This window comes from Bacillus sp. JJ1127, from assembly GCF_036965845.1.
Classification (GTDB): domain Bacteria; phylum Bacillota; class Bacilli; order Bacillales; family Bacillaceae_G; genus Bacillus_A.
Genome location: NZ_JBALQK010000338.1, coordinates 1,153 through 3,237 on the forward strand (window position 1 = coordinate 1,153; position 2,085 = coordinate 3,237).

At 38.2% G+C, this 2,085-nt stretch carries 2 protein-coding genes; both read left to right on the forward strand.

From position 1 onward, the window contains the following. The first annotated feature begins 74 nt into the window (after positions 1-74). Entirely contained in the window at positions 75-626 is a 552-nt protein-coding gene (locus V7183_RS23980) for a tetratricopeptide repeat protein (RefSeq protein WP_335361076.1), read from the forward strand. 526 nt (positions 627-1,152) lie between these two features. Beyond that, positions 1,153-1,986 (forward strand): COG4705 family protein, encoded by an 834-nt coding sequence (locus tag V7183_RS23985; RefSeq protein WP_335361077.1) that lies wholly within the window; start codon positions 1,153-1,155, stop codon positions 1,984-1,986. The last annotated feature ends 99 nt before the right edge of the window (positions 1,987-2,085 follow it).

Here is a 2,085-nt window from a genome sequence, read left to right on the forward strand (position 1 = left end):
TGCATAGCAGGGAATTTAGATGCCGAAAAATTAACATGGATTTATATAATCAAAAAAGATAGAAGGAGAATTTCATGAAAATCGAAAACATCCCTTTCGAAATGAGCTATACATTCGATGAAAAGCTCCATGAAAAGCCAGTATCCCTTGCTCAAATGAAGCAAGGGATTACATTTCTAAAAACAAATTTAGCTCACTTCGCTCATTCAAATATATCGTACGCAAAGCAATGTGGTTTAATTGGTGTTTACGAACGAATCGTAGGAAATCTTTCTGAAAGTAAAGCCTATCTACGAGAAGCTATAGAACGTTACGAAGAGAGTCAACATACACAGGGAATCTTCATTAACAAGCTCCGCCTAGCTCACGTGTATCATTGGGAAAAAGATTTTGAAAAAGCAAATGAAATTTTCACTGAACTCTTTCACATGTTACAGCAAAATGATTTAACACATTACGAGGATTTTCTCTATCAGCACTACGGAAAAAGCAAATTAGATGAAGGAGACCCGAATACAGCTTTGACTTATTTTCAAAAAGCGCTCCAAATTCGAGTAGAAAAAGGCAATGAAGAGCTCATTCACTCTACAGAACTATGTATACAGTATTGTTTTTCACATCTATAAAGAAAGACGTGCATATGCACGTCTTTTTCTAGGATAAAAATTACAATACACCATTCGATATTTTCTTTAAAACCTTATTTAATACCTGTAAACAACAAGCTAGGGCGGTAATGATAATAATGATTGAAACAACAAATTTCAATGGCCCAAACGGAATATAATCCACAAGCCAATTCCTACCATACATAAATCACAAAATCCCTAAAAATAAAGGCGAACACATATTAGTCATGGGAAATATGTGTTCGCCTTTTTTCATTTTCACACACCTAAGTCTCCTTTAGTAAAGAAAGACTCGATGTATTAGATAAATTTCATTGTATTTTCATGTTCTTCTCATATTGAGAAGATATAGTTTGAATTGTAGTTCAACAAAATTCTTGTTCTTGTGAACAATTCCCCATATATGAATGGCCATATAGCCAGGTGAACATATTTGGTTAGTAATACCACCAAAAAAAAGATAGTGCTGATTATCTCAATACTTATCGTGTAGTTCCAAAGAGAAAATAAGGAGGGTTCATAAATGACATATAACGGACAGGATTATAATAAGGATAAGCCATCCATTTCAAATGAAATCGGGTCCGCCCCATCAAGAGCTCGGCAGATGTTGAACAAAGTTCCAGAAGTAACGATTTTCTTCTGGATTATTAAGATCATGGCAACAACGGTGGGCGAGACAGCGGCAGACTTTCTGAATTTCAATATGAAATGGGGCTTGGCTAACACGACTTTTTTCATGAGTGTTTTGCTTCTCATCACATTGTTCTTTCAGTTTAGATCGAAGAAGTACGTGCCAAGTATATACTGGCTTGTTGTAGTGCTGATTAGTGTTGTCGGTACGTTGGTTACCGACAATCTCACGGACAACTTAGGGGTTGCTCTCGAGACAACTACCATCATCTTCACCCTCGCGCTGTTGGCGACCTTTGCAGCATGGTACGCGAGTGAGAAGACATTGTCCATTCACTCCATCTATACGACTAAGCGAGAAGTGTTCTACTGGTTAACCATCCTGTTCACTTTTGCCTTGGGCACCGCAGCTGGTGACCTTATATCAGAGGGACTCCAATTAGGTTATTGGAAATCAGCGCTCATGTTCGCTACAGTGATTGCGGTGGTAACCATCGCTTACTACCGTTTCAAGTTGAACGCAGTGCTGTCTTTCTGGATCGCCTACATCTTGACCCGTCCTTTTGGAGCTTCTCTTGGTGACTACCTGTCACAGCCTCATAAAGAGGGTGGGCTTGGCCTAGGTACTACAGGAACAAGTATACTCTTCCTTATAACAATTTTTGGTTTGGTCATCTATCTGACTAAGTCAAGAAGAGACGAGGTCTCGAGTTCAGTTGACTAAAGACGTGCATATGCACGTCTTTCTCCATTCTAAAACTCACAATATACCATTCGATATTTTCTTTAAAACCTTATTTAATACCTGTAAACAACAAGCTAG